20 protein-coding genes are annotated in these 22,070 nt (G+C 53.5%); 12 read left to right on the top strand and 8 right to left on the bottom strand.

Annotated elements, in window-relative coordinates; translation table 11 throughout:
* Positions 1-6: 6 nt before the first annotated feature.
* Positions 7-987, top strand: a complete 981-nt coding sequence (locus LOZ86_RS06920; RefSeq protein ID WP_039482681.1) for a LacI family DNA-binding transcriptional regulator — start codon at positions 7-9, stop codon at positions 985-987.
* A gap of 72 nt (positions 988-1,059) precedes the next feature.
* Here LOZ86_RS06920 and LOZ86_RS06915 read toward each other — a convergent pair whose 3' ends face one another.
* The 5 genes from LOZ86_RS06915 to LOZ86_RS06895 form a co-directional block, all read right to left on the bottom strand.
* Positions 1,060-1,914 (bottom strand): sugar phosphate isomerase/epimerase family protein, encoded by an 855-nt coding sequence (locus tag LOZ86_RS06915; RefSeq protein WP_039482683.1) that lies wholly within the window; start codon positions 1,912-1,914, stop codon positions 1,060-1,062.
* A gap of 246 nt (positions 1,915-2,160) precedes the next feature.
* On the bottom strand, positions 2,161-3,219 hold the full coding sequence (gene modC, locus LOZ86_RS06910; protein WP_039482688.1) for a molybdenum ABC transporter ATP-binding protein ModC: 1,059 nt from the start codon (positions 3,217-3,219) through the stop codon (positions 2,161-2,163).
* The gene (modB, locus tag LOZ86_RS06905) at positions 3,219-3,908 is read right to left on the bottom strand and encodes a molybdate ABC transporter permease subunit (RefSeq protein ID WP_014914697.1); all 690 of its coding nucleotides are present in this window, start codon (positions 3,906-3,908) and stop codon (positions 3,219-3,221) included. Before modB ends, modC begins: the two co-directional genes overlap by 1 nt.
* Positions 3,908-4,678: a molybdate ABC transporter substrate-binding protein gene (gene modA / locus LOZ86_RS06900; RefSeq protein ID WP_039482691.1), complete on the bottom strand. Its 771-nt coding sequence runs from the start codon at positions 4,676-4,678 to the stop codon at positions 3,908-3,910. The genes modB and modA overlap by 1 nt, the downstream gene beginning before the upstream one ends.
* Before the next feature lie 272 nt (positions 4,679-4,950).
* Complete coding sequence (locus tag LOZ86_RS06895; protein ID WP_039482693.1) at positions 4,951-5,106, bottom strand: AcrZ family multidrug efflux pump-associated protein; 156 nt, start codon at positions 5,104-5,106, stop codon at positions 4,951-4,953.
* A gap of 195 nt (positions 5,107-5,301) precedes the next feature.
* Here LOZ86_RS06895 and modE point away from each other — a divergent pair, with 195 nt between their 5' ends.
* The 10 genes from modE (at position 5,302) to gpmA (ending at position 17,813) form a co-directional block, all read left to right on the top strand.
* Positions 5,302-6,093, top strand: coding sequence for a molybdenum-dependent transcriptional regulator (gene modE, locus LOZ86_RS06890; protein WP_039482695.1), 792 nt, complete (start codon positions 5,302-5,304; stop codon positions 6,091-6,093).
* Positions 6,094-6,133: 40 nt separating this feature from the next.
* The gene (gene modF, locus LOZ86_RS06885; protein ID WP_039482697.1) at positions 6,134-7,609 is read left to right on the top strand and encodes a molybdate ABC transporter ATP-binding protein ModF; all 1,476 of its coding nucleotides are present in this window, start codon (positions 6,134-6,136) and stop codon (positions 7,607-7,609) included.
* Positions 7,610-7,807: 198 nt separating this feature from the next.
* Complete coding sequence (gene galE, locus LOZ86_RS06880) at positions 7,808-8,827, top strand: UDP-glucose 4-epimerase GalE (protein WP_039482699.1); 1,020 nt, start codon at positions 7,808-7,810, stop codon at positions 8,825-8,827.
* A 124-nt stretch (positions 8,828-8,951) separates the two neighbouring features.
* Complete coding sequence (gene galM / locus LOZ86_RS06875) at positions 8,952-9,998, top strand: galactose-1-epimerase (RefSeq protein ID WP_230242986.1); 1,047 nt, start codon at positions 8,952-8,954, stop codon at positions 9,996-9,998.
* Positions 9,999-10,136: 138 nt separating this feature from the next.
* Positions 10,137-10,589, top strand: a complete 453-nt coding sequence (locus LOZ86_RS06870; RefSeq protein ID WP_039482703.1) for a hypothetical protein — start codon at positions 10,137-10,139, stop codon at positions 10,587-10,589.
* 75 nt (positions 10,590-10,664) lie between these two features.
* A complete protein-coding gene (locus LOZ86_RS06865) occupies positions 10,665-11,018 on the top strand; it encodes a copper-binding protein (protein ID WP_039482705.1) in 354 nt (117 codons plus the stop codon).
* Positions 11,019-11,030: 12 nt separating this feature from the next.
* Complete coding sequence (locus LOZ86_RS06860) at positions 11,031-12,290, top strand: TolC family protein (protein ID WP_039482707.1); 1,260 nt, start codon at positions 11,031-11,033, stop codon at positions 12,288-12,290.
* Positions 12,287-13,789, top strand: a complete 1,503-nt coding sequence (locus tag LOZ86_RS06855) for an efflux RND transporter periplasmic adaptor subunit (RefSeq protein ID WP_230242981.1) — start codon at positions 12,287-12,289, stop codon at positions 13,787-13,789. Before LOZ86_RS06860 ends, LOZ86_RS06855 begins: the two co-directional genes overlap by 4 nt.
* Positions 13,786-16,923, top strand: a complete 3,138-nt coding sequence (locus LOZ86_RS06850; RefSeq protein WP_039482711.1) for an efflux RND transporter permease subunit — start codon at positions 13,786-13,788, stop codon at positions 16,921-16,923. The genes LOZ86_RS06855 and LOZ86_RS06850 overlap by 4 nt, the downstream gene beginning before the upstream one ends.
* 137 nt (positions 16,924-17,060) lie before the next feature.
* A complete protein-coding gene (gpmA, locus tag LOZ86_RS06845; RefSeq protein WP_039482713.1) occupies positions 17,061-17,813 on the top strand; it encodes a 2,3-diphosphoglycerate-dependent phosphoglycerate mutase in 753 nt (250 codons plus the stop codon).
* A 62-nt stretch (positions 17,814-17,875) separates the two neighbouring features.
* Here gpmA and aroG read toward each other — a convergent pair whose 3' ends face one another.
* On the bottom strand, positions 17,876-18,931 hold the full coding sequence (gene aroG / locus LOZ86_RS06840; protein ID WP_039482714.1) for a 3-deoxy-7-phosphoheptulonate synthase AroG: 1,056 nt from the start codon (positions 18,929-18,931) through the stop codon (positions 17,876-17,878).
* Between the two features lie 296 nt (positions 18,932-19,227).
* Here aroG and zitB point away from each other — a divergent pair, with 296 nt between their 5' ends.
* Positions 19,228-20,178 carry a CDF family zinc transporter ZitB gene (gene zitB, locus LOZ86_RS06835; protein ID WP_039482715.1) on the top strand — a complete coding sequence of 317 codons (951 nt, stop codon included), beginning with the start codon at positions 19,228-19,230 and terminating at the stop codon, positions 20,176-20,178.
* A 7-nt stretch (positions 20,179-20,185) separates the two neighbouring features.
* Here zitB and pnuC read toward each other — a convergent pair whose 3' ends face one another.
* The gene (pnuC, locus tag LOZ86_RS06830) at positions 20,186-20,911 is read right to left on the bottom strand and encodes a nicotinamide riboside transporter PnuC (protein WP_039482716.1); all 726 of its coding nucleotides are present in this window, start codon (positions 20,909-20,911) and stop codon (positions 20,186-20,188) included.
* Positions 20,912-20,969: 58 nt separating this feature from the next.
* Positions 20,970-22,031 (bottom strand): quinolinate synthase NadA, encoded by a 1,062-nt coding sequence (gene nadA, locus LOZ86_RS06825; RefSeq protein WP_039482717.1) that lies wholly within the window; start codon positions 22,029-22,031, stop codon positions 20,970-20,972.
* Between the last annotated feature and the right edge of the window lie 39 nt (positions 22,032-22,070).

Raw genomic sequence — 22,070 nt, 5'->3', positions numbered from 1 at the left:
TGAATTATGTCGATTCAAAAAATAGCACGGATAGCTGGAGTCTCGGTCGCCACCGTTTCACGAGTGTTGAACAACATTGATACCGTGAAGCCGCAAAACCGGGAACGAGTTCTCAATGCGATAAAAAGCAGTAATTATCAGCCAAATTTGCTGGCACGACAGCTACGTACTGCACGCAGCCAGATGTTATTAATCATGGTTTCCAACATTGCCAACCCCTTCTGTGCCGATGTAGTAAAAGGCATTGAGGCAGAAGCGGAAGAAAATGGCTACCGTATTCTGCTATGCAATTCAGGCGCCGATATTGTTCGCGCCCATTCCAGCCTGCAACTACTGTCCGGTAAAATGGTCGATGGCGTGATCACCATGGATGCCATTTCAACGCTGTCTGCACTTCAGGACATGATTGGCACTGCACCTTGGGTGCAGTGCGCCGAGCATGACAATACATCTGCCATTTCATCCGTGGGTATTGATAACGCCGAAGCGTCCCGTTTCGTGATTAATCACTTTATTGGCAAAGGCCGTCGCCGTATCGCCATGATTAACCACGACATGAATTACCTTTACGCCCAGCAGCGAGAGAAAGGCTATCGCGACGTTATCGCAGAGAATGGGTTCGATTACGGCAAAGTCGAATACGCCAGCACGCTGAGCTACGCAGGTGGAAAGGCCGCCATGAACGCGCTGCTTAACGATCCAGAGCGGCCAGATGCCGTCTTTGTGGTGTCCGATACGTTGGCCGCAGGCGCACTGTCTGCAATCTGTGAGGCGGGATTGAGCGCGCCGCAGGATATTGCGGTGATCGGTTTCGACGGTTCAGAACTGGGTTACATCACTTCGCCTCAACTCAGCACGATTCAGCAGCCGTCCGCACATATCGGCAGAGAGGCCGTGAAGTTGTTATTACAGCAGATCGACCAGCCTGCCAGCGAAACAGAAAAGCGTTTACTGGAATGGACGTTTGTCGAACGGGCATCCAGCTAACCTAGATAGAATAAAACCAATCCTTTTTCATCTCTGACAACCTGCGGTCCGCTGACCGCAGGTTGATAGCTATTACTTACTTTTTATCTTACTCAGCTTTTCATACAGCGATTGGTAAGCCGCAGAAACAATGGCCTGTGGATCTTTCGGCAAGTCATGTTCAGCAACAAACCACTGCGCACCAGCCTTAGACGCAGCAGGAAGAATCTCTTCCCACGCCAAAATGCCCTCACCCGGTGGGGCAAAGTTCATTTCATCATCGCGGATGCCGATGGACGTATTGTCTTTCGCATGAATTGAATAAATACGCCCTTTGTACTGACGCAGGAGACGCACAGGATCCTGCCCTCCGCGAGATACCCAGGCTACATCCATTTCCAGCATCAGGTTCTCTGGCTCTGCAGCATCCATCATGATTTCCAGCGCCGTTTTACCGCGATACTTCTTCATCTCGAAATTATGGTTGTGATAAGCCAGCTTCATGCCCTGCTTATTCAATTCACGGCCCAGGTCGTTCATTTCCAAACCAAAGCGCTTCCAGCCCTCTGCGCTATCCGGTCGGTCTTCAATATTGAGCCACGGCACGATAATCATGCTGTTACCGATAGCTTTGTTAAAGGCCACGACCTCAGCCATATTACTCTTCAGTTCGCCAAACTGGACATGCGCAGCAATGGCTTTCAACTGATACTTTCCTAACAACCCCTTCATTTCTGACGCACTAATGCCATGTGTCCCCACCAGCTCAACCGCCTTAAATCCAGCGTCTCGCGCCATGGAAAATTGCTCATCAAGCGTATTCAAGCTGCGCAGCGTATACATCTGCAAGGCTATTTTCTGGTTTTCTGCTGGACGTTCGGCAAACGCCAAACCCGATGAAACTATCAACAATAGCGGTATAGCGAACGCACGGCGCAATAACGTCATACAAGGCATGTCCTTCTCCTATTTTTATCCCGTTGCACAGGTGAAAACAAAAAGTAATCGATTACTTTTTATGATGAAAAAATAATAACGCGGGGATAATTTATCTGACTACCTTGTTCACGCGGTAGAAAAAACGAATTGAAAATCACTCTCAATACTCATTTTGTTATCTTGGTCACAGAATATCGACTGATTCACGAAATAGACCGAGCGATGTGAACGACTGTTCTATCACTCGGTCTGTGCTTACGCCGTAATCGATACGCTCTTAATCTGCGCGTAGATCGTTTGCCCAGGGTGAAGCACGAGATCGTCCCGTGCCCACGGTGTGATACGGGACCACAGCGTCTGCTGGCCGACCGCAAGCTTCACTTCAACCTGTCCATCGACATCAATGCACTCTACCACGCTGGCACACAACACATTACGGATGCTGCTTTTTTCCGGTGGCTGTAGCACCAGAGAAACATCGGCGGCATTCACGCGAATGCGCAATGCGGCGTCCTGAGGGAGTTCGACTTTTCCAACCCACACCTGCTGGTCGCCTAATGCCAGCGCCGTCATCGCGTAATGCGCATGCTGAGCCAACACACGCGTACTCAGAATAGTGCTCTGTTCGTCTTTCGGTAACCACGGGCGTAGCGCACTGCTAGCCCACACTTCTTCCAGCAGACCCTGCGCTTTCACTTTGCCTTTATCGAGCACCACAACATGATCGGCTAACCGGACAATCTCTTCCAGACTGTGGCTGACATACAGGATCGGAATATTGACCTCTTTCGCCAGACGCTCCAAATACGGCAACAGCTCGCGCTTTCTGGGTAAATCCAGCGACGCTAGCGGTTCATCCATGAGCAGCAGTTCCGGTGCGGTCAGCAATGCCCGACCAATCGCAACACGCTGTTTTTCGCCACCGGACAATGTCCGTGGATAGCGATTCAGCAGCGGCTCAATACCCAGTAAATTGACGATATCATCGAACTGCGATTCCATTGTCTCCGCCATGCCGTAACGCAGATTACCGCGCACGCGATAGTGCGGAAACAGGCGAGCATCCTGAAATACATAGCCGATTCGCCGCTTTTCCGGTGGAAGGAAAACATGCTGCTGCGTATCCACCAGTACATGATCATTGAGCACAATCCGCCCGCCATCTGGGCGCGTCAGGCCAACAACGGCGTTGATCAGCGAGGTTTTCCCTGCCCCGGATACGCCGAAAATCGCGGTAATGCCGTTCGCCGGCAGTTCAGACTGAACGCGAAGTTCGAGGCTACCCAGCTGTTGATGAAAATCGAGTTGCAGCATTATCCCCCCAACCGCTTGCGGCTCCAGTTTGTTAGCCATTCCGATGCTAACAGCGCAGCCAGCGACAAGACGATGGCAATAATACACAGCCTTGCTGCATCAGCCTCCGCGCCGGGCGTTTCAATCAGGGTATACATCGCCAGTGGAATGGTTCGGGTTTCGCCAGGGATATTGGAAACAAACGTAATGGTCGCGCCAAACTCGCCAAGCGAACGGGCAAACGCCAATACGGTTCCAACAACAATCCCAGGAAAAGAGAGAGGTAATGTGATGGTGAAAAACACGCGCCACGGCGAGGCACCCAGTGTTCGAGCAGCCTGTTCCAGATGCGTATCGACAGCATCAAGCGACAGCCGGATCGCCCGAACCATCAGCGGAAATGCGACAATCGCCGACGCTAATGCGGCACCGCGCCAGCTAAAACTAAAGCTGAAACCGAACCAGTCATAGAGCCAGGAACCGATTACGCCGCGTCTTCCCATCGCCACCAGCAGCAGATAGCCAATAACCACTGGCGGCAACACCAGTGGTAAATGGATAATGCTATCCAGCAGTGATTTGCCGGGGAACCGACAGCGCACTAAAATCCACGCCATCAGTATCCCAAACGGCAAGCTGCACGCCACAGCCACAACGGAAACTTTGAGGCTCAGCTCAACCGCCTGCCATTCGTAATCACTCAGCATCATTAACGCGGCGCGAAGCCATAGCGTTTAAATACGGCTGCTGCTTCTGGCGTTTTCAGGTAGTCATAAAAACCGGTAACCGCCGCGTTTTTATGCTCTTTAACTATCGCCATCGGATATTCAACAGGCTTGTGGCTCGTCGCTGGGAATGTACCGATGACCTTAACTTTGTCGCTGGCAACCGCGTCAGAACCGTAAACGATACCCAGCGGGGCTTCTTCACGTTCCACCAGCGCCATGGCTGCACGTACGTTGTTGGCGCGTGCCATCAGTGGAGAGAGTTCATCCCAGGCTTTCAGATTCTGTAATGCTTCTTTGGCATAGATCCCAGCAGGCACGTGATCTGGGTCGCCAACGGCCAGACGTCCGCCTTTCAGCAGGCTTTTCCAGTCGGTTTTATCGTCAATCTTAATCTCTTTCTGCGCACTCGCCTTCGGCGCAATCACCACCAGCTCATTGCCCAGCAGCGTGTGACGCGTAGCGGTATCCACCAGGTTTTTATCCTGCGCGTAGTCCATCCACTGTTGGTCAGCGGAAATGAACAAATCGGCAGGCGCACCTTGCTCAATCTGGCGCGCCAGCGTTGAGGATGATGCGTAAGACGCCACGACAGCGACATTTTTCTCTTTCTGATATTGCGTAGCGATTTCCTGCAACGCATTCGTCAGTGATGCCGCGGCGAACACGGTAACTTTATCTTCTGCCACTGCTGGCAACGCCATTCCTGCACTGAGGGTCAGTGCGGCAAACCATTTCAACCATTGCTGCTTCATTCTTGTCTCCTGACAATTATCGTTGTGTAAATAATGATATAACGAATTATGAAGCCGTGTCATGCGCTTTAAAGAGGTAGATTACCCGTCATACTTCAAGTTACATGTGCGTTGGCCGCGTTCACTCACCCGAATCACTTACCTGAGTAAGCTCATCGGGACTCCTTCTCTTGCCGCCTTCCTGAAACTCGAATTATTTAGGGTATATATCGGGGGGTAGAAAAGAAATGTCCGGCCAGAAGCCGGACATCAAAATAGGAAAGGATCGTGAATCAGTGCTGATTCTTTGCGCGCTGGCCGTCGGAATGACCGATGCGGGACAACACGTTAAACACTTCGCCAAGGCAATAAATCGAACCCATGATAACCACCATCATCACAGGAACCATGGCAACTGCAAACAGCAGGCTCTTCAACAACTCCAACATGCTTACCTCACTTATTGCAACGGTTACCGCTACTTTAGCCCGTCACTGCGCTATTTCACTGTAAGCCGAGATCGTCATAATTGCCACGTAGTCTACCGCAGTAATAGAAATTAGTGCGTCTATTTGTGCGATTTGCCCCTGATGAAGAAAATAGCGACAATACAGAGAATTAAACTCACCGACGGTGCCCTCATTATGCAGGCTGAAATTCTTCTCACCCTGAAACTCCAACAGCGTTTATTCGCCGATCCGCGGCGCATTGAATTGCTCAAGCAAATTCGTCATACCGGTTCAATCAGTCAGGGAGCCAAGCTGGCGGGGATTAGCTATAAAAGCGCATGGGATGCCATCAATGAGATGAACCAACTGGCCGAACAGACCATCGTCGAACGTATGACCGGCGGCAAAGGCGGCGGCGGGGCTCAGCTCACCCGCTACGGCGAACGCCTTCTCCAGCTGTACGATTTGCTCGCACAGATTCAGCAAAAAGCTTTTGATGTCTTGCAGGAAGACGGTCTGCCGTTAGATAGCTTGCTGGCAGCCATCGCGCGTTTCTCACTGCAAACCAGCGCCCGTAATCAGTTTTTTGGAACCGTGCTCGCACGCGGTGAAGAGCAGGTGCAACAACATCTGGATATTTTACTCGCCGATGGTAAAACAACGATCAGCGCCCTGATTACGCAACAAAGCGCCGAGCGCCTGCAATTACAGAAAGGGAAAGAGGTGTTGGCACTGATTAAAGCACCGTGGATCGATGTGTACGCTGCCACGTCCGACGCACCCGTGGTCGATAACGTCTTGCCTGGGCAAATTCAGGCTATTCAGCACGGTGTAGAAAACAGCGAAATTCTGATTACGCTGACCGGGGGAGAAACCCTGTGTGCCATGGTGCCAAATGCCTTGCTTGAGCAGCAAAAGCTGCAACAGGGGTCGGATGTAAAGGCCTGCTTCAATGCCGACCGGGTTATCATCGCCACGCTTTGTTAATGTTGATTTAGCGCTATCGCCGTTTGACGAAGGATAGAAAATGTCATTGTTAAAAATCACTCAGGGGTTGTTTCGTCTCAGCGACACCCGCATGCTGCGTCTGGACGAACTGACGCTCGAACACAACCAGTGCTGGGCCTTTGTCGGGGCCAACGGAAGTGGTAAATCTGCACTGGCGCGAGCGCTATCCGGCGAACTGCCAATATTGAGTGGTGAACGAACAACGGGATTCCAACGCCCCGTCCGACTGTCGTTTGAACAATTACAAAAACTGGTTTCCGACGAATGGCAGCGCAATAACACCGACCTGCTAAGTGAAGGTGAAGACGACACTGGCCGCACCACAGCAGAAGTGATTCAGGATAGCCTCAACGATCCTGCGCGTTGCCAACAGCTGGCACACCAGTTTGGTATTGCGCATTTGCTGGAGCGTCGCTTCAAGTACCTCTCTACAGGGGAAACCCGTAAGGTGATGCTGTGTCAGGCGCTGATGCCTCAGCCCGACCTGCTGATTCTCGATGAGCCTTTCGATGGGTTGGACGTTGCCTCCCGCCAGCAGCTTGCCGATGAGCTGAGGAAACTGGCAGGCACCGGTTATACGCTGGTACTTATTCTGAATCGCTTTGATGATATCCCTGACTTTATCAACCATGTCGGTGTGCTGGCAGACTGTACACTGACCCGCGTCGGCGAACGTGAAACGATCCTCTCTGAAGCGCTGGTGGCCCAGCTCGCATTTAGCGAAAAATTGTCGGGAAGTTCACTGCCAGAACCGGAAGATCCGCAGCGGTATATAACGCTTCCCGCTGACGAGGCGCGCATTCGGCTGCGTAACGGCGTGGTGCAGTATAACGACCTCCCTATTCTTCATGAGCTAACGTGGGAAGTGTTGCCCGGTCAGCATTGGCAGATTGTTGGGCCAAATGGCGCAGGGAAATCGACGCTACTCAGCCTGATTACGGGCGATCATCCGCAAGGCTACAGTAACGACCTCACGCTGTTTGGCCGTAAGCGCGGCAGCGGTGAAACCATCTGGGACATCAAGCGCCACATCGGCTATGTCAGCAGCAGCTTCCATCTGGATTACCGCGTCAGCACCAGCGTGCGCAACGTTATCCTGTCAGGCTTTTTTGACTCTATCGGGATTTATCAGGCCGTTTCCGACCGTCAGCGTCACCTGACCGAACAATGGCTCACTCTGCTTGGGCTCAATGGCGCTATCGCCGATACCCCGTTTCAATCGCTCTCCTGGGGCCAGCAGCGTCTAACGCTGATTGCCCGCGCGTTAGTCAAACACCCCGCCCTGCTCATCCTCGACGAACCGTTACAGGGGCTTGATCCGCTCAATCGCCAGTTAGTGCGCCGCTGGTTGGATATCCTGATTGGCGAGGGCGAAACGCAGCTACTCTTTGTCTCGCATCACGCAGAAGATGCGCCCACGTGCATCACGCATCGACTCACTTTCGTTCCGCACGACGACATCTACCGCTACCAGATTGACGCGTTATGTAGATAACGCCTAAAAACAGGGATGATAACGCTACCACAAAATAAAATGTAGGGTAGAAAGCCAGGCTCATTTACACTGTAGCCTATGCTTCACTCAGTTTACTCGTAAAGAAACCATCGATAACAGAGGCAGATTCTCGCTGTAGATCATCTTTTTCAGCATCTAGCCATGTTATTTTGCAGTATTGCGATAATAGAGGTCATTATGAACGTTCTTGTTACAGGTGGTAGCGGTTACATAGGAAGTCATGCTTGCGTACAATTGCTGGCTGCCGGGCACACTCCCATCATTCTCGACAACTTGTGCAACAGCAAGGCTAGCGTCGTTAAAACCATTACACACTTAACCGATAAGACACCTGTTTTTTATCAGGGCGATATCCGCGACAGCGCGCTGCTGGACGATATTTTCGCTAATCATTCCATTGATTCCGTCATCCACTTTGCCGGCTTAAAAGCCGTGGGCGAATCAGTGCGTGAACCACTGAGCTACTATGACAATAACGTCTACGGTACGCTCGTGCTGGTAGAGGCGATGAAGAAAGCAGGCGTGAAAAACCTGATTTTTAGCTCCTCCGCCACCGTCTATGGCGATCAACCGCGCACGCCCTATCAGGAAAGTTTCCCCACAGGGCATCCTGCCAGCCCTTATGGCCGTAGCAAGCTGATGGTCGAGCAAATCCTGCAAGATTTACAGCATGCAGAACCGGAATGGAGTATTACGCTGTTGCGGTACTTCAACCCAGTTGGTGCTCATCCATCGGGTGAGATGGGTGAAGACCCACAAGGTGTGCCCAATAACCTGATGCCTTACATCGCTCAGGTTGCTGTCGGGCGTCGAGATTCGCTGGCGATTTTCGGTAATGACTACCCTACCGCTGACGGCACTGGCGTACGAGATTATATCCACGTTGTCGATCTAGCTGACGGTCATATCGCCGCCATGAACACCCTACAAAATCGTGCTGGCGTGCATATCTATAATCTGGGCGCAGGCGTAGGCTACAGTGTATTGCAGGTCGTCGAAGCCTTTAGTCAGGCCTGTGGCAAACCGCTGGCTTACCATTTTGCCCCGCGTCGTCAGGGCGATCTGCCTGCTTATTGGGCAGATGCCGAGCGTGCAGCGAAAGATCTTAACTGGCGAGTCACACGCTCACTGGAAGAAATGGCACAGGACACCTGGCGCTGGCAGTCCAACCACCCCAATGGGTTCGACGAAGAATAACGGCGTTTTTTGACGCCGAGTGACAAATTAAGGGAAGAAAGCAGAGCTGATTTCTGCAACCTTCCCCTATTTGTAACCATCGGCCAACCCTCTCTATCTTCTCAGGCCTCTACAGGAGCAAGTCATGTTGAATGAAAGTCTTAGCACGCTGGCACCAGATGGTCAGCCGTTTCAATTAACAACCTTGCAGAATCAGGCAGGCATGCGCGTGAGCCTGATGGACTGGGGTGCAATCTGGCTTTCCTGTGAGCTACCGCTACCAGAGGGTGAAGTGCGAGAAGTCTTATTGGGCTGTGCATCGCCCGAGCAATATCCACGACAAAGCGCTTATCTCGGTGCGTCGATTGGCCGCTATGCCAACCGCATAGCCAAGGCCACATTCAGTCGAGAAACCGAAACGTTCCATCTGGTTCCAAACCAGAACGAGCACCAGTTGCACGGTGGCCCGGAAGGCTTTCATGCCCGCCGCTGGCGAATTGTCAGTCAGGATGCAAAGCAGGTGACGTACCAATTGCACTCACCGGATGGCGACCAAGGATATCCAGGGCATCTCAACGTACAGGTGACCTACGCACTGACCGAACATAACTCGCTAGAAATCTCGTATCAGGCGACCGTAGAGAAAGCCTGCCCCGTTTGCCTGACTAACCACGCGTATTTCAACCTTGATGGCGATCTGACTGACGTCCGTAAGCACCAGTTGCAGCTGTTTGCCGACTATTATTTGCCGGTTAATAGCGCGGGCATTCCCAACGCCGATCTGACACCGGTAAACGCGACTGGAATGGATTTCCGCCAGCCAAAAACGCTGGAAGAAGATTTCCTGCGCGACAGTGATCAAATGGCCGTCGGCGGCTACGATCACGCATATTTATTGCATCGCACCTGCGGTTCCAGCGAAAGCCCGGCTGCCAATTTATGGTCATCCGATGGCCGCGTGCTGATGAGCGTTTTCACCAGCGCCCCCGCCTTACAGCTCTATAGCGGCAACTTTCTGGCCGGAACACCCTCGCGAGACGGTGGTCAATATGAAAACTATGCCGGTGTCGCACTGGAAAGTGAATTCCTGCCAGACAGCCCGAATCACCCCGACTGGCCGCAACCCGACTGCTGGCTGAAACCGGGAAAAGTCTATCGCTCGGATACCACGTACCAGTTTCTCGTACAGTAACCGAACGGTAAAACATAATTAACTCATTGATAACATTGGCAGATAACTTTCTGCCAATTTACAAAACTATGCTATTCCCCGCTTGCCCCCTTCCTGCTCAGACGCATACACTGCCAAAACGTCCAAAAAGGAAACGCCATGTCCGCATCATCACGGTCTCCATTATTCATTCATCATCTGCGCCATAAAGGCAGGTGGGGATGGCTATTGGCGCTGTGCTGGTTTTTCCTGAATGCACAACTGGCTATCGCAGGTCATCAATGCGATATGACGATCAGCCAGACATCCCCCGCACTCCAGCATCAGGCACATCTACAACAGGCTGACGTTCAGCCGTTATCGTCTCATGCCCAGCATACGGCTAAAGCGTCTTACGTTGCCGATCAGCAAACGCCGCTGTGCGAAAAACACTGCGTGCCGGATAGCGTGAAGCAGGATAATGGCTCGCTGGCATTATTAGCGCTGCCGATCAGCGGTGAGCTGGTCTTAGCGGATAATCCTGTCACCCTTAGCCCGGCATCTGATATCTGGCTCTCGCCTCCTGCGGTCGGCCCTCCGGCTGAAATCCTCTTCTGCCGATTCAGAGAATAACCCAAGCGATTGATAACCCCTGCGCCAGTGGGCGCAACGTCTTGTTTATCAATTATTTTTATTGGGATTATTTTTATGCGTATCACTTATATCGCTATGATCAGCGGCCTGATTTTTTCTGTTTCTTCCTTCATCTTCCCCGTGTGGGCAAATGACCACCAGCATCACGCGATGCCGCCGACCACTCCCCCAGCAGCTACGACAGCCGTTTATCAGACTACCGGGATTGTTAAGCAGTGGAACGCCGACAGCGTCACGCTCTCTCACGCGCCGATTGCCGACCTCAAATGGCCTGCCATGACGATGGCCTTCACGCTACCATCCAGCAGCGAAATAGCGCCATTGCCGGCCAACACCCCGGTCACGTTCAGCTTTATCCAGAACGATATCGGCTACATCCTGACCGCGATTACACCACAGCAGCCTTAACCGGAGCACAACATGAACTTATCCAAACACGACGCCGCGCGCGCGTGTCTGGCGATGTTGCTGTGGCTGCCTGCCGCCGTCTTTGCGGCAGATCTGAGTCTTGAACAGGCTTTACAGGCGGCGGAGCGTTACTCCGCTGACCTGTCAGCCAATCAACACCAGATTAACGCGCTCCAGAACATGGCCGACTCTGCCACGCAGCTTCCCGATCCAAAGTTGAAATTTGGCGTCGAAAATTTGCCATTGGGCGGCAACAACGGTAGTCGACTCACGCGTGAAGGGATGACGATGCAGCGTATCGGTGTCATGCAGACCTACGTCAGCAGCCGTAAACGCGATAGTAAGGCGCAGGCCATTCGGGTTGAAGCCGATGCGTTACAAAGTAATAGCGAAAGTATTCGTGCTCGCCTGCAACGGGAAACGGCACAGGCATGGCTGGATCTGGCACTCTCGCAGAAAGCATTGGCCGAAGTGACCGCGCTGGTCAACGAAAGCCAGCGGCAGATTGCATCGCAAAAAGCGAGTGTGGCAGCAGGCAGTGAAGCCAGTAGCGTTCTGGATGCCCGTCTGACGCTGGCGGCCATGCAGGACAGACTGGCCGACGCCGAACGGGATACCCGCATCGCACATGCCCGACTGGTGCAGCTTACCGGCATGGCGGATATCAACGTGCACGGCGAGCTACCTCGCTTTGAACGGCTTCCCGCCTCGCCGGAGGTGCTGGGCAACGCCATTCATCAGCACCCAGAAATGCAACAGGCGCAGCGTGAAGCCGATCTGGCTCGGGCTCGCTCCGCACAGTCGGCCGTTGCCGCCATTCCCAATGTCGATGTTGAAGTCTATTACGCGAAGCGCGGAGATGACTACGACGACATGGCGGGCATGATGGTAACGGTCGATCTGCCGCTGTTCACATCCAAACGTCAGGATAAGGACTACGCCGCAGACGTCTCACGCAGCATGGAAGCGCGCGACAGAGTCTTGCTCACCGAGCGAGAACATCAGGCGCAGCTCGATACGCTGATTGCTCAATATCAAGCCGCACAGTCACGCTGGCAGCGTCAGAGCAACGAGGTTCTTCCGCTGCAACAGCAGCGCATCAAACTGATTCAGGCTCAGTACCAATCCGGCAGCAGTAACCTCTCCGCCGTACTGGATGCCCGAAGGACGCTGCTCGAAAGCCGGATCGCCGTTCAGGATACCGCACGGGAAATGGCTCAATATTGGGCCGCCATCCGCTATCTGACGCCACAAGGAAGCCCTACGCGATGAGCAAAACAGTTACAAACAAATCCCTGATGCTTAGCCTGATGACGCTGGCTATTCTGAGCGCGGGTGGTGTGGGCTATTTGATGGGTAAACAGCAAACGCCGCTTTCCCCCTCTGCCGCAGAGCCAGAACGTACCGTTCTCTATTGGTATGACCCGATGGTGCCGGATAAACGCTTCGATAAACCGGGGAAATCCCCCTTTATGGATATGGAGCTGGTGCCCCGCTACGCCGATGAAGCGCAGGATGACGGCGGTATTACGGTCAGCGCCCGCCAACAGCAAAACCTCGGTGTTCGCACGGCGCGCGCGGAAATGCGCGAACTTTCCGACCGCAGCACGAGTTATGGCACCGTCACACTCAACGAACGCGGATTACACACGCTGGTGGCCCCCAGCGGCGGCATTGTCGAAAAACTCACAGTCAGTGCGCTACAAGAGCAGGTGAAGAAAGGCGAAATGCTGGCGACATTGTGGAACCCGACCTGGGCGGCGGCACAGCGCGAATATCTGGCGGTACAACAGTTGGACGACGACATGCTGACGCAATCGGCTCGCCAGCGGCTTGCTCTGCTTTTCATGCCGGAAGCAATTATTCGGCAGGTCGAGCGTAGCGGCAAACCTCAGGACAGGATCGCGATTACCGCACCGGAAGACGGCTACGTGAATAAGCTAGAGGTACGGCAAGGTATGCAGTTAAGCCCTGCTCAACCGTTATTCGAGCTTGCCAGTCTGAATCCGGTTTGGGTAGATGTCGATTACCCCGAAGCGCAGGCGGCGCAGCTAACGATTGGCAGCGACATCAGCGCCACCAGCAGCGCCTGGCCGGGTAAAACCTTCCACGGCAAAGTCAGCGAACTGCTGCCCGTGCTGGATAGCACTACGCGCACGCTAAAAGCTCGCGTGATACTGGATAACCCACAACAGCAGCTCAAACCGGGTATGTATCTGACTGTGCAGCTTTCGCACACTCAAGCACAGCCGCGTCTGGCAATCCCTCAGGAAGCGTTATTGGTCAGCGGTAGCCAAAACCGGGTCTTACTGAGTGATGGAAACGGTCATTTTACCCCACGTAATGTCACGGCAGGCGCGTCGCTGGGTGACTGGGTCGAAATCCTCGATGGGCTGAAGGCAGGTGACAACGTGGTCACTTCCGGTCAGTTCCTGATCGATTCCGAAGCCAGCCTGCGCAGCGCCTTACCGCAGTTTGATGCGGAAACATCGGCAACCTCAGAAACGTCGGCTGCGACCGTTGGCTATCACACTCAGGGAGTCATCAGAGCGATAAACGGTAATCAGGCCACCATCGAACACGAAGCGGTTCCGGCACTCAACTGGTCGCCGATGACGATGGACTTCACGCTACCACCATCAGGACTACCTCAGGGTGTGGGAATTGGCAGCACCGTGCGTTTCCAGTTCAACATGGACGACAGTGGTATTCACGTCCTGAATTTTTCCACCACTGACGATCCGCATGCCGGGCACGGAGGCCATCCATGATTGCCTACGTGATTCGCTGGTCGCTCAAAAATCGCCTGCTGGTTTTATTGGCGGCGCTGTTCATGGCGGCGTGGGGCCTGCTGTCGCTACAAAAAACGCCGCTGGATGCCCTGCCCGATTTATCGGACGTACAGGTCATCATTCGCGTCAGCTATCCGGGGAAAGCGCCGCAGGTGGTGGAAAATCAGGTGACCTACCCGCTGACGACCACCATGCTTTCTGTGCCGGGTGCCAAGACGGTACGGGGCTTTTCCATGTTCGGCGATGCCTACGTTTATGTGCTGTTTGAAGATGGCACCGATCCTTACTGGGCTCGTTCTCGCGTGCTGGAATATCTCAGTCAGGTGCAATCCAGCCTGCCAGCCGACGCCAAAACCTCGCTTGGCCCGGATGCCACCGGCGTCGGCTGGATTTACGAATACGCGCTGGTCGATCGTAGCGGCAAATACAGTCTGGCCGACCTACGCGGCTTTCAGGACTGGTTGCTGAAATATGAGCTAAAAACGGTTCCTGATGTGGCGGAAGTCGCCAGCGTGGGCGGCATGGTCAAACAGTATCAGATCGTCGTCGATCCAGAACGTATGAGAACGCAGGGCATCACCCACCAGCAGATCGTCAGTGCCGTACAGGCCGCCAATCAGGAAAACGGCGGTTCCGTGCTGGAGCTGGGCGAAGCAGAGTACATGGTGCGCACCACCGGTTACCTAAAAAGCACGCAAGATTTCAACCACGTGGTGATTACCACCCGCAACGGCATTCCCGTGCTGTTGCAGGATGTGGCTACGCTCAGAGAAGGGCCGGAAATGCGGCGCGGCATCGCCGAGTTGAATGGCGAAGGCGAAGTGGCGGGCGGCATCATCGTCCTGCGCTATGGCAAGAATGCGCTGAATACGCTGCATGCCGTTAAAGCGCGGTTACAGGAAATACAGAAAAGCCTGCCTGCGGGTGTAGAAATTGTCCCAACCTACGATCGTTCGCAGTTGATTGAACACGCCATCGATACGCTCAGCTTCAAGCTGCTGGAAGAGTTTATCGTCGTCGCGATCATCTGCGCCTTGTTTCTGTTCCACTTCCGCTCGGCGCTGGTGGCGATCATTAGCCTGCCGCTGGGGATTCTGGGCGCGTTTATCATCATGCGTTATCAGGGGGTAAACGCCAATATCATGTCGCTAGGCGGCATTGCGATTGCCATCGGCGCGATGGTGGATGCCGCGATTGTGATGATAGAAAACATGCATAAAGTCATTGAGCAGTGGCGGCATGAAAACCCAGGGAAACAGCCGCAGAACAACGAGTGGTGGCAGTTAGCGGAACGGGCTGCGGTGGAGGTTGGGCCCGCGCTGTTTTGCAGCCTGCTGATCATTACGCTGTCGTTTGTCCCCGTGTTCTCACTGGAAGCACAGGAAGGCCGCATGTTTTCACCGTTGGCCTTCACCAAAACCTATGCCATGGCCGTCGCCGCCGGATTAGGGATTACGCTGGTGCCGGTATTAATGGGGTATTTCGTCCGCGGCAAGATACCGGACGAACAGGCGAACCCGATTAACCGCTGGCTGATTGCAGCCTATCACCCAGTGCTGCAAAAGGTGCTGAGCTACCCGAAAACCACGCTGCTGGTCTCCGGCCTGCTGTTGCTGTTGACGCTCTTTCCGCTCAGCCGTCTGGGAAGCGAATTCATGCCGCCGCTGGATGAAGGCGATCTGCTGTATATGCCTTCCACCCTGCCCGGCATCTCTGCACGTGAAGCGGGTCGTCTGCTGCAACAAACGGACCGACTGATTAAAACCGTGCCCGAAGTCGAATCAGTTTTCGGCAAAGCAGGCCGTGCCGAAACGGCGACTGACCCCGCTCCGCTCACTATGCTGGAAAGCACAATCAGGCTGAAACCGCGCGACCAGTGGCGCGAGGGTATGACCATGGACAAACTGGTGGCCGAGTTGGATCGCACCGTCAACCTGCCGGGTATCGCCAACGTGTGGGTGCCGCCGATTCGCAACCGGCTAGACATGCTGGCCACCGGTATCAAAAGCCCAGTGGGCATCAAGGTTAACGGCAATAATCTGGCTGACATCGGACGTACCGCCGCACAAATCGAGCAGGTGGTGAAGCAAGTTCCGGGCGTGACATCGGCACTGGCGGAACGACTGGCGGGTGGGCGCTATATCGATATTGATATCGACCGTCAACGCGCTGCGCGCTACGGCGTGTCCGTCGAGGAACTTCAGTCGGTGGTTTCCACACTCATCGGCGGGCAAAACATCGGCGAAACCATTGAAGGTCGCCAACGTTATCCCATCAATATCCGCTACCCGCGTGAATTACGCGATTCGCTGCAAAAGTTGCGTGACCTGCCTATCGTGACGGCCAATGGCAGCAGAGTGACGCTGGCAGAGCTGGCTGATATTCGCGTCAGCGAAGGGCCACCGATGCTGAAAAGTGAAAACAGCCGCCTGTCGGACTGGATTTATGTCGATCTGCGCGGCCGCGATCTGAAGTCTGCCGTTGAAGACATGCAGCAGGCCGTTGCCCAACAGGTCACGCTGCCGGAAGGTGTTTCACTGAGCTGGTCCGGTCAGTTTGAGTATCTGGAACGCGCCACGGAGAAAATGAAAGTCGTCGTGCCCTTTACGCTGCTGATCATTTTTGTGCTGCTGTATATCACCTTCAACCGCATCAAAGATGCATTGCTGATCATGGCAACCTTACCTTTCGCGCTGATTGGCGGCGTCTGGCTGCTTTATATCCTTGGCTATAATCTTTCTGTAGCTGGTGCGGTGGGCTTTATTGCACTGGCGGGCGTGTCGGCGGAATTCGGCGTCATCATGCTGCTGTACCTCAATCATGCGGTGGAGAAACACCGCGTGGCAGGTCAGGCACTGTCACGCCAGCAGTTGATGGATGCCATCCACGAAGGGGCGGTTCTGCGTGTACGGCCAAAAATGATGACCGTCGCGACGATTATGGCAGGGCTGCTTCCCATCATGTGGGGTGGCGGCAGCGGATCCGAAATCATGCAGCGGATTGCCGCGCCGATGATCGGTGGGATGGTCAGTGCCCCTCTGCTGTCGATGCTGGTGATCCCTGCGGTCTATCTGTTATTGCACAAGGGGGATTCCGGTTTGCTGAAACGGTAAAGCCAGAGCGTGATTTTACGCAAATAACCTGCGGATAAATCACGCTTGCCATCGACTATCGATTGCCGATAACCGTTCTCCACCCCTATAATGAAATCAGTTATCACAGAAATCTTAGGATAGGAAGGAGTTTAGCTATGGCTGTAACTAAGCTGGTACTGGTAAGACACGGTGAGAGCCAGTGGAACAACGAAAACCGCTTCACAGGCTGGTACGATGTCGATCTATCCGACAAAGGCCGTTCAGAAGCCAAAGCCGCAGGTCAGCTGCTGAAAGACGAAGGTTTTGCCTTTGATTTCGCTTATACCTCCGTGCTGAAACGTGCCATTCACACACTGTGGAATATACTGGACGAGCTGGATCAAGCCTGGTTGCCAGTTGAGAAATGCTGGAAACTGAATGAGCGTCACTACGGTGCGTTGCAGGGCCTGAACAAAGCCGAAACCGCTGAGAAATACGGTGACGAGCAAGTTAAACAATGGCGTCGTGGTTTTGCAATTACGCCTCCAGAGTTGACGCGAGATGACGAACGTTTCCCGGGCAAAGATCCGCGTTACGCTTCTCTGAGCGAGAAAGAGCTGCCACTGACTGAAAGCCTGGCGCTGACCATCGACCGTGTTGTGCCTTACTGGAACGAAACTATCCTGCCACGCGTCAAAAGCGGTGAGCGTGTGATCGTTGCGGCTCACGGTAACTCACTGCGTGCGCTGGTGAAATATCTGGACAACCTGGGCGAAGACGAAATTCTGGAACTGAATATCCCAACTGGCGTGCCGTTGGTTTATGAGTTCGACGAGAACTTCAAGCCGATCAAACGTTACTACCTAGGCAACGCAGACGAAATCGCTGCAAAAGCTGCCGCAGTAGCGAATCAGGGTAAAGCGAAGTAATTTACCCCTGAATGAGAAAAACCCGGCCTGCGCCGGGTTTTTTTATAGCACGCTATTCGATATTACTTGTTACGGCGTTCGCGTACAGCAGACGCTAACTGGCGCAGCAGGGATTCTGTGTCTTCCCAGCCAATGCAGGCATCGGTCACACTGCGGCCATAAACCAGCGGCTCACCGCTTTCCAGATTCTGGTTGCCTTCAACCAGATGGCTTTCCACCATCACGCCCATAATGGCTTTCTCGCCCTGTACGATCTGCCCACAGACGTCGGTACAGACATCCATCTGCTTTTTGAACTGCTTGCTGCTGTTCGCATGGCTGAAATCGATCATGACCTGCGGTGTCAGACCCGCTTTTTCCAGACCGATCTTCACGTCTTTCACATGCTCTGCGCTGTAGTTCGGCGTTTTACCGCCACGCAGAATGATGTGGCAATCGTTGTTACCGCTGGTATTCACGATAGCAGAATGACCCCATTTGGTCACAGACAGGAAGCAGTGTGGCGCGCTGGCAGCATTGATCGCATCAATTGCGACCTTGATGGTGCCGTCGGTGCCATTTTTAAAGCCGACAGGGCATGACAGGCCGGATGCCAGTTCACGGTGTACCTGAGATTCCGTTGTACGTGCGCCGATAGCGCCCCAGCTCATCAAGTCCGCCATGTATTGCGGCGTGATCATGTCCAGGAACTCACCCGCAGCCGGTAAACCGATGTCGTTAATTTCCAGCAGCAGCTGGCGTGCAATGCGCAAGCCGTCATTGATCTGGAAGCTGTTGTCCATGTGCGGATCGTTGATCAGCCCTTTCCAGCCAATCGTGGTACGAGGTTTTTCAAAATAAACCCGCATCACCACTTCCAGATCGTCGCTCAGCTCATTACGCAGCGTCAGCAGACGCGCGGCATACTCTTTTGCTGCTTTCGTGTCGTGGATCGAGCAAGGACCAATGACCACCAGCAGGCGGTCGTCATTGCCGTTAAGAATTTTATGGATGGCAGTACGCGCGAACGATACCGTTTCCGCTGCCTTCTCCGTGGCTGGAAACTTTTCTAGCAAAGCAACCGGCGGCAAAAGTTCATTAATCTCTTTAATTCTTAAATCATCATTTTGGTAATTCATAAATAAATCCATCGGTTCCGAAACGGTATGTTAGCCCCATCCAATACGCGCCATCCCGCCTATACGGGTCGCCTGAGAAACGGGATGTTTCATATTGAAGATTGATTATTATATGTCAAGCTGGTGTTGTCAGGGCGCTGAAATCAGCGGGATTTACGCGATCAAATGCTCTTAGATCCCGCATCCGTCCTATTTTCATCAGAAAATAGCTCAACTGACAGATCGGGTGAATCACAGAATAGGTTTTCTCTGTGGGTTTCAGTAAAGTGGGATAAAACCGCAACTCAGGGTGATCTATGGCACATAACCACAGCCACACGGAATCCGGCAACAGTAAACGTCTGCTGGCCGCGTTTATCATTACCGCCACATTTATGGTGGCAGAAGTGATTGGTGGCCTGCTGTCCGGCTCCCTCGCCCTGCTTGCGGATGCAGGCCATATGTTGACGGACGCCGCTGCGTTGTTCGTCGCGCTGGTCGCCGTACGTTTCGCACAGCGCAAGCCCACTACGCGCCATACCTTTGGCTATTTGCGGCTCACGACCCTCGCCGCCTTTGTGAACGCACTGACGCTAATGCTGATTACCGCCTTCATCTTCTGGGAAGCCATCCAACGCTTCTATGATCCCCAGCCTGTTGCGGGCGTGCCTATGCTGCTTGTCGCCGTTGTCGGCTTGGTGGCAAATATCGTGGCATTTTGGCTGTTACATCATGGCAGCGAAGAGAAAAATATTAACGTCCGCGCGGCGGCTCTGCATGTGCTGGGCGATCTGCTCGGATCCGTTGGCGCGATTGCCGCTGCCATTATCATTCTTTATACCAACTGGACGCCTATCGACCCGATTCTCTCTATTTTGGTGTCGTGTCTGGTGCTGCGTAGTGCGTGGGCGCTATTGAAAGAGAGTCTTCACGAGTTGCTGGAAGGTACGCCCGGACAGCTTAGCGTTGAGGTTCTACAGAAAGATCTGACGCTGAATATTCCCGAAGTCAGGAACATTCACCATGTTCATTTATGGCAGGTGGGCGAAAAACCGATGATGACGCTGCATGCGCAGGTGATTCCACCTCACGATCACGATGCGTTGTTAAGACGTATTCAGGAATATTTACTGAAGCATTACCAGATTGAACACGCGACGGTTCAGATGGAATATCAACGCTGTGATGATGACCACTGCACTTTCCACTATCAGGAAAGTCATCACCATGAAAGCCATGATGCAGAAGGCCACCACCACAAGCATTAAGTTTGGATTACACGCCGTGTGAAACCGTGCTGACGCGATTTTCCTGCGCGCTCTTAATCCACAGCCAAGAGCCGTTCAGGGCAATCAGCGTCAGGATGGCGTACTCTACCGCCATCGCATACACGCCTTGATAAGCAAAAATCACCACGCTTATCACATCAATCACCACCCACAGCAGCCAGTTCTCGACATATTTACGCGTCATCAGAATCATCGCCACGATCGACAGCACCATCATGGTGGAATCCCAGAATGGGAACGCATCTGGCTGGAGATTCGGCATCTGCACTGACAACCCGAGCCCCTGCATACCGGAAACGGCAATGCGCGTCAGTACAGCAAACACCGCGTCAATGTAGAACGTCATCAAGCCAATCGCGACAATACTCGCCACCGACCAGCCAATCAGTTTCTGCACTGGCAGCCAGCGGATGCGTAACTCCACTTCCTGCGCATCCGTCTTGCGCGTCCAGGCATACCAGCCATAAATATTGGCGGCAAAGAAGAAGATTTGCAGCAACAGGCTGGCGTAAAGCTGAATCTGGAAAAAGATCACGGCAAACAACGTGACGTTAATCAACCCAAACAGATAGTTGATGGTTTTTTCCTGACTCGCGAACCAGATACACAGCAGGCCAAACAGCGTGCCAATCGCTTCAATCCAGGAAAGATCGTATCCCCCATCCCCCAAAGGAATATGAATTAAAATATTGCTGGTACTAAAAAAATCCATCTCACCACCCTGTCTCAATTATTGTAAAAAATACCTATCAAGATGCCCAAGATCTCCGTCAGGCATTCCCTTTCACACGCAATTTTAGCGAAGCTGCAAAATCCAGCATGCGATTCAGCGGGATTAACGCGCCTTCTCGCAGGGCTGCATCAACATGAATCTCATGAGCGTCACCGCCTTGTTCCAGACCGTTAGCAATCGCCTCCAGCCCATTCATCGCCATCCACGGACAGTGGGCGCAGCTACGGCAGGTTGCCCCTTCTCCCGCTGTCGGCGCTTCCAGCAATGTCTTCTCCGGGCAGGCCTGCTGCATCTTGTAGAAAATGCCGCGATCGGTTGCCACAATCAATTCGCGCTGTGGCAGCGTTTTCGCCGCTTGAATCAGTTGGCTGGTTGACCCAACGGCGTCAGCCATCTCTACCACACTCTGCGGCGATTCTGGATGGACCAAAATTGCCGCGTCGGGGTACAGAATCTTCATGCGCTGCAGCGCCTGCGTTTTAAATTCGTCGTGCACAATGCACGCGCCCTGCCAGCACAGTACATCCGCCCCTGTCTGCTTTTGCACATAGCTGCCCAGATGACGGTCCGGTGCCCAGATAATCTTTTCCCCTAGGCTATCCAGATGCTCGATCAATTCCACCGCGATGCTGGATGTCACCACCCAATCCGCACGCGCTTTCACTGCCGCAGAGGTATTGGCATACACCACCACCGTTCGGTCTGGGTGCGCATCGCAAAAACGGCTGAACTCATCGACGGGACAACCGAGATCGAGCGAGCATTCTGCTTCCAGCGTGGGCATCAGAATCGTCTTTTCTGGGTTGAGTATCTTGGCGGTCTCTCCCATAAAGCGGACACCCGCAACCAGCAGCGTTGATGCCGAATGGGTGCTGCCGAAGCGCGCCATTTCCAGCGAGTCTGCCACGCAGCCGCCAGTTTCCTCCGCCAGCGCCTGAATTTCAGGATCGGTATAATAGTGCGCGACCATGACAGCATTTCTTTCCCGCAGCAGCGTTTTTATCCTGCTACGATAGTGCTGTTTTGCATCAGCCGATAAGGGTTTGGGCTTCGGCGGAAAGGGATAGATGGTCTTATTGCTATCAAAAAGGATACTCATTATAAATTTCCACGATGACAACTCGGGTTGTAACACCTG

The organism is Pectobacterium parvum (genome assembly GCF_020971565.1).
In the GTDB taxonomy this organism is placed as follows: Bacteria; Pseudomonadota; Gammaproteobacteria; order Enterobacterales; family Enterobacteriaceae; genus Pectobacterium; species Pectobacterium polare.
Note: the sequence above shows the minus strand (reverse complement) of the source record. Positions and strands in the feature narration are given on the sequence as shown.